General features: G+C 46.7%; 5 protein-coding genes. All 5 read right to left on the bottom strand.

The annotated features are described in order from the left end of the window. Positions 1-1,377: FMN-binding protein (locus tag ACLTL4_RS10655; RefSeq protein ID WP_412320522.1), on the bottom strand; the 1,377-nt coding region annotated here is incomplete at its 3' end. 451 nt (positions 1,378-1,828) lie between these two features. Then, on the bottom strand, positions 1,829-2,665 hold the full coding sequence (locus ACLTL4_RS10660) for a hypothetical protein (protein WP_412320523.1): 837 nt from the start codon (positions 2,663-2,665) through the stop codon (positions 1,829-1,831). 14 nt (positions 2,666-2,679) lie between these two features. Beyond that, positions 2,680-3,474 carry an iron dependent repressor, metal binding and dimerization domain protein gene (locus ACLTL4_RS10665; protein WP_022119642.1) on the bottom strand — a complete coding sequence of 265 codons (795 nt, stop codon included), beginning with the start codon at positions 3,472-3,474 and terminating at the stop codon, positions 2,680-2,682. A 3-nt stretch (positions 3,475-3,477) separates the two neighbouring features. Beyond that, positions 3,478-5,133: an amino acid ABC transporter ATP-binding/permease protein gene (locus ACLTL4_RS10670; RefSeq protein ID WP_412320524.1), complete on the bottom strand. Its 1,656-nt coding sequence runs from the start codon at positions 5,131-5,133 to the stop codon at positions 3,478-3,480. Beyond that, the coding region (locus ACLTL4_RS10675; protein WP_412320525.1) for an ABC transporter ATP-binding protein/permease at positions 5,130-6,074 on the bottom strand (945 nt) is incomplete at its 5' end. The genes ACLTL4_RS10675 and ACLTL4_RS10670, both read right to left, overlap by 4 nt.

Consider the following 6,074-nt stretch of genomic DNA (forward strand, 5'->3'; position numbering starts at 1 on the left):
GTTTCCACCGTTATTATTATTATTATTATTTCCGCCGTTTCCTCCCGGATTGTCATCTTTTACCGCTTTGCGGTTTGCCCAGTCAAAGGTCACCAGCACATCCTGGTCAAATCCTGCCATGGCATCTACGGAAACTCTGGCATAAATACGTTTCTCTCCTGCTGTTGTACGCTCAAAAGAAAAGCTCCCCGGATAAGAAACACCTTCTTCGGTATAAGAATCCCCAGGCATAGCTTCTGCCCGACTGGATTTGTTATCTCCTTCATAAACCCAGAATTTTTCCAGATGTCCTTTTTCGGTACTTCCTGCCATGTTGATGTCCATGCTGTGGAAATTCAGTTTATACTGAGCTTTTCCGCCTTTTACAGTCACTCTTACAGTCGGAGCGATCGCCGCACCTGCCATCGATGCTTTATCCGGATTGGAAGCACTCATCAGTGCGACCGGCACATCATAAACGCCGTCCTCGATCGCCTCATCCTGTGCCTTTAAGGTATTCCAGTATACTTTTGTGAAACAGTCGGCACTGAATTTTCCCTGATCAAAGGTAATTCCCTGATACGTTCCCGTCAGACGTTTCATTGTCGGCACATAAATGCTTGCTTTGCTGCTGTAAGTGTCTGCAAATCCATGTTCCAGTGGAAAGCTGACTTTTGATACAACGTTGATCTCTTTTGTCTCACTGCCATCTTTATAGGACATGGTTTCTGTCGTTACATCTGCATCTGTTTTCAAGGTCTTTGTCACGTCGTTATCAGCATAGTATCCGTCAAACTGATAGATATAAAGCGGCTCTTTCTCGCTTCCGCTTACAATATCGGTGGTCAGGGTCATATTGCCGTCTGCATCGACCTGGATCGTTGCCTGTCTTGTCTCATCTTCGATCAGACTGTGTTTGATCTTATCGGTGTAATAAGAAATCGTGACGGTATAAGTGCCTTCTTTTAATTTTTCCGTCGGAAGGACATTCTCTTCCTGTTCCGGCTCCAGACCCAGTGCATCTAAAATAGCATCTCGGATCGCTTTCGAAGAATATGTTGCCCCGGAAACGATATCCACGGCACTGATCTCTTTTGCATCTGCTGTAGATTTGCCAAGATAGGATTCTTCCAGTACCTCTGCCGCCATCTCCAGACGTAATTGATTATCACTTACATAGTTTCCGGCATAATTTTTTCCTTCTGCCAAAAGGCTGCTGATCTTCTGATCCTCCACGCCAACCGTGACTTCAATGTCATATTCACCAAACTGTGTGACATGTGAAGTTCCCTTGACGGAGGTTGCCGCAGATGCAGAAATTACCGGCAATGCAGTCAGTATCAGTGCCGCAGATGCGATACACGCCGCGGCTTTATAAAACCATTCCTTCTTTCTCATGGAAATTCCCCTTTCCTGTGGGACAAAAGATTTCGTCCCGGACATAATGAACGTGTTCCTGTGTATGTATATAAGTTAGTTCAGACTACTTTTCGTTATAATTAGGTAACACATTTAAATTCCCATGTCAAGCGGTCTTTTTGTTTTCGTGCTCAAGAAGCACGGAGTTGGATTCTTGCCGTTTTCGGCACTTTTTGTCTTTTTCTGTCTGGAAACTTTTTTCAGTTTTTAATTGCTTTTGTACTGTTTTGTTATTGTATGATGCCAGGGTCAAAAGGTCTAAATCCACATGAGCTTGCTCATCGGTGGATTTAGACCTAAGGACCCGCCCCGATATGGAGCAGAACATCCAGTGGATGTTCGTTTTGCTCCGACCGAAGCGGAGCGTAGACATAAAAGTGGGATGATAATCCCACGATATGCGAATACTGGGTGCTATGCACTCCCACACCTACATCCAGAATACGAGAACTGCTGTGCTCTCCGGCATATGGCTCCTTCCAACGCTGCATGTCATGGTGACGGACAAGACTCCACGCACTTCGCCGCCCTGCCGTCTGTGAAACTGGAATGCCCGCAGGGGGATCCGAATCATGTCATCCCGGCATTCTGCCTGGATCAGTGTGCCCTCCTGATCGTATTTGAGCGTATCGAGATGCCCGCTCATTTTTTCTCCGTTGATACGCGAAAAGCCCTGCATCTCTTTTCTTTTTAAAATCAGCCAGCTGCCGCGGCGATTATGTTTGAGTATCGCCGGCTTTTCAAATCCGTGGTCTGCCATGGACAGTGCCATCTTTCCTTCTTTGTTGCGGTACAGCATAAAATAAACCGGACATTCGATTTTCTCCGGCAGCATTTCCCGGAGGAAGTGTTCTGTCAGACGTTCTCTTTTCTCCCGCACATGGCTGCTCTGCATCCGCTTATAATTTGCCAGCATCGTTGAGATTGTATAACAGCTGATGTTTTCAATCATATCCCGCACGTTTGCTTCCAGCTGTGCTTCCGGGATGCCAATGCTCCGAAAGTAGAACGGCAGTTCTTTTAAAATACGCTTATAATTTTCAATCCATGCCTGCCCTTTTTTTGTAAACCGATAATCTTCTGTAAGAAGTCCTTTTTCGCAGCAGCTTTTCAGATAACGGCTGACCGGTGCAGTGCTGACCTGGCATTTTTCTGCGATCCTCGCAATCATACCGCGTGTGTTGTCCTCTTTTTCCAGCTCTGTCAGATAACGGAGTTGCTGCAGGGTAGGCAGACTTCTGCGATTCAGATTTTCACCTTTTTCCATATTTGCTCCCCTCTTTACCATATGTGAATATTCAATTCCCGGCACTGTGCTTCTTCTGGTTTCTGAATCCCTTCTGTGATACCAAGGACTCCATCGCACTCCGTAAGCGGAGAGGCAGCACTTACGGTGCAGGTCAGTGCACTTTGCGGAAGCCGGAAATCATTCTGTTCCCGTTTTGCCATCCGCCATTTTTCACCGTCCAGATACCACAGCCGACAGTCTTTCTCAATCTCTTTTCCATGAAGAATAAAGAAACTTTCTTTGTCACTGACGATCAGTTCCGCCATTTCCAGAAACCATTCTGACTCTTCGGCCAGACGGCGAGGAAAGCGCTCTTCCATGCGATAAAGGCTCATGCAGAAAGAATACGTTCCTTCTGGATACAGGTATCGCAGATCAACATCCCGCACTACACGGTCATACGTTTCTCCGTATTTTAAAAATTCCTGTACACCCTGAAGTACGTTTCCGCTGATCACATGTTCCATGCGGCAGGCATTCTCTTCTGCTTCTTCTTCTTCAAGCCCGCAGGTCATCTGCAAAAACTGGGTCAGATTGTGGTGACGCAAAAGACATTCTTCACCCTGTACTTTTCCAAGTTCGGTGAGTCGATAGCCGCTGTTTTCCGCTCGTTTCCGCAGATAACCGCTTGCCATAAGTCCTCTTTCCAGACGCTTTAGTTCCGCATCCATAAGCTCCAGGTGCATTTTCACCTGATGTGGCCAGATTTCGGTTCCGGATTTCCATCCCATATAAAGATATTCCAGAAAGTCTTCCTCTTTTTCTTCTTCACTGTGCGGAATATTCATCTGTCAGCTCATCCTTCCTCTCTCAACAGAATACACAACATCTGCGATCTGCATGGTAGATTCCCGGTGAGATACCAGCACAACAGTTTTGCCGTTTCGCTCCTCTTCCAGGGATTTTAAGATCACCGCTTCATTCAAACTGTCCAGATTGCTGGTCGGCTCATCCAGAAGCATAAACGGTGCATCATGCAGAAACGCTCTTGCAAGCCCCAGTCTCTGGCGTTCTCCTCCGGAAAGGGTATCGCCAAGTTCGCCCACCTGTGTCTCATAGCCCTGCGGCAGTTTTTTGATAAATTCATGGATCGAAGCCTTTTTGCAGGCTACTTCCAGTTCTTCCTGTGTGGCATCCAGTTTAGCGATCCGAAGATTTGCCGCGACACTGTCATGAAACAGGCATGTTTCCTGTGTCACAAAACTTTCCATATCACGCAGATTCGAAGTATTGATCTGATTCACGCCGGTTCCGGATATGGAGACACTTCCCTCCTGCACATCCCAGAAACGCATCAGAAGTTTCAAAAGCGTAGATTTGCCGCTGCCGCTTTTCCCGATGATCCCAACCACACTGTTTTCTTTAATATCTGCGGAAACATCTTTGAGAATAGTCTCCTGTCCATAGGAAAAGGTCACATGCTCTGCCTTTGCCCCGTGAAATGCGACTTCTTTCTGGCCGTTGATCTCCTTTACCATCGGCTCTTCTTCCAGAATATCCAGTACACGGTTTCCGGCTGCAAACGTATTCTGCAGGGTACTGCCAAGATTTGCAAGTGCCGTGACCGGGCCAAAAGAGCTCATCAGAGCTACCGTACTGATCAGTACGCCATCAAATCCAAGAGTCCCTCTCTGATAAAGCATCGAAGAGACAAAAAGCATCAAAAGGTCTGAAATCAGGATTGTCATACCGGTAATCGCCATATTTCTTCCGGTGGTACGTTTCATACGTTCTTCTTCTTTGGAAAGCTCATCCGTCCGATGGTTCATCTGCCGCATGCGTTCCTGTCCCTGACCATACTGCAGTGTTTCCGAAAGACCACGTAGCGAATCCAGGACAAAACTTCCAAGTTCCCCGGATTTTGTCCGAAATCGCATGCCGTCATCCCCGCCTGCCTTGGAAACAGCGAGCGGTATCAAAACTCCGACCGCCAGATAAGCAAGCAGTGCGAGAATTCCAAGTATCACATGAAACTGTCCGATAAACAGACACAAAAGAATCGTATAGAGTACTGCGATCGCCGTCGGTGAGATGGTATGTGCATAAAAGACTTCGAGCAGTTCAATATCAGATGTGATCACCGTGATCAGATTTCCCTTGTCTTTTCCTTCCAGTTTTGCCGGCGTCAGTTTCCGAAGTGACTGAAATACCTCGTCACGGATCAGTGCCAGCAGTTTGAATGCAATAAAATGGTTACAGGACTGTTCTGCGTATCGCAGGATTCCGCGAAGAACCGCAAAAACAGCCACACCGATAAATAAAAATCCAAGTGAGCCTTTCCACATGCCAAGCACCTGTAAAATCCCGAAAGCTCCGAAGATCGTGATAAAAGAAGCACACAGATGTCCCAGAAGTCCCATCAGGATCGCAAGTATCATATAATCGGTCAGTGGTTTTACCAGGTGGATCAGATTTTTCATGACCGCAAAATTACTTCTTTTTTTCATACGTTCACACCACCTTTTCCATAGAGTTCCAGCCTTTGCTGTGTCGTCCACATTTTTTGATACAGACCGTTTTTCCGAAGCAGTTCTTCGTGTGTTCCGCATTCTTTTACCTCACCCTGCTCCATTGCATAGATTATATCTGCTTTTGTGATATTTGCCAGGCGGTGCGAGATCAGAAGCACGCTCTTTTTCTTTGCCAGAAGCAGGATCTGCTCCATAATGTCGTTTTCACTTTCCACATCGATGTTGGATGTCGCCTCATCGAAGATATATACCGGACTGTCATGCAGAAGTGCTCTTGCAAGGGCGAGTCTCTGACACTGACCGCCGGAAAGATTGGATGCTTTTTCCGCAAGTTTTGTATCCAGTCCTTCTTCGTTTCTTAAAAAGGCTGCCAGATTGGTCTGTTCCAGAACTGCCCACATTTCATCCTCTGTGGCATTCGGATTTCCCATAAGCAGATTCTCCCGGATTGTTCCTTTAAACAGGTAACTGTTATGGCTGATGTAGGTGATATTCTGCATCAGGCTGCTCTCGGCAATATCCGAAAGTTCGATGTCACCGATTCGGATCGTTCCTTTGTACCCACGGTTCCTGCCCATTAAAATGGATGCCACCGTTGACTTTCCGCATCCGCTCTCCCCGGCAATGGCAACAAACCTTCCTCTTGGGATTCGAAGGTCCATGCCTTTTAAAATCTCACGGCCTGCTTCATAGGAAAAACGGAGATTTTCACAGACAATCTCTGCATTTCGGGGAAATTTTGCTGCCTTTTTCGGTGCTTCCGGAAGCTCCAAAAAACGGAAAATCTTCTCGCTTGCTGCCATACCGTTCATAGCAATATGGAAAAAGCTTCCAAGCTGACGCATCGGAATAAAGAAATCTGCCGACAGCAGAATAACCAGCAAAGCTCCGGCAAGATCAACTCCACCCTTCTGGTA

Source organism: Hominisplanchenecus sp. (assembly GCF_046967715.1).
GTDB classification, from domain to species: Bacteria; Bacillota; Clostridia; order Lachnospirales; family Lachnospiraceae; genus Hominisplanchenecus; species Hominisplanchenecus faecis.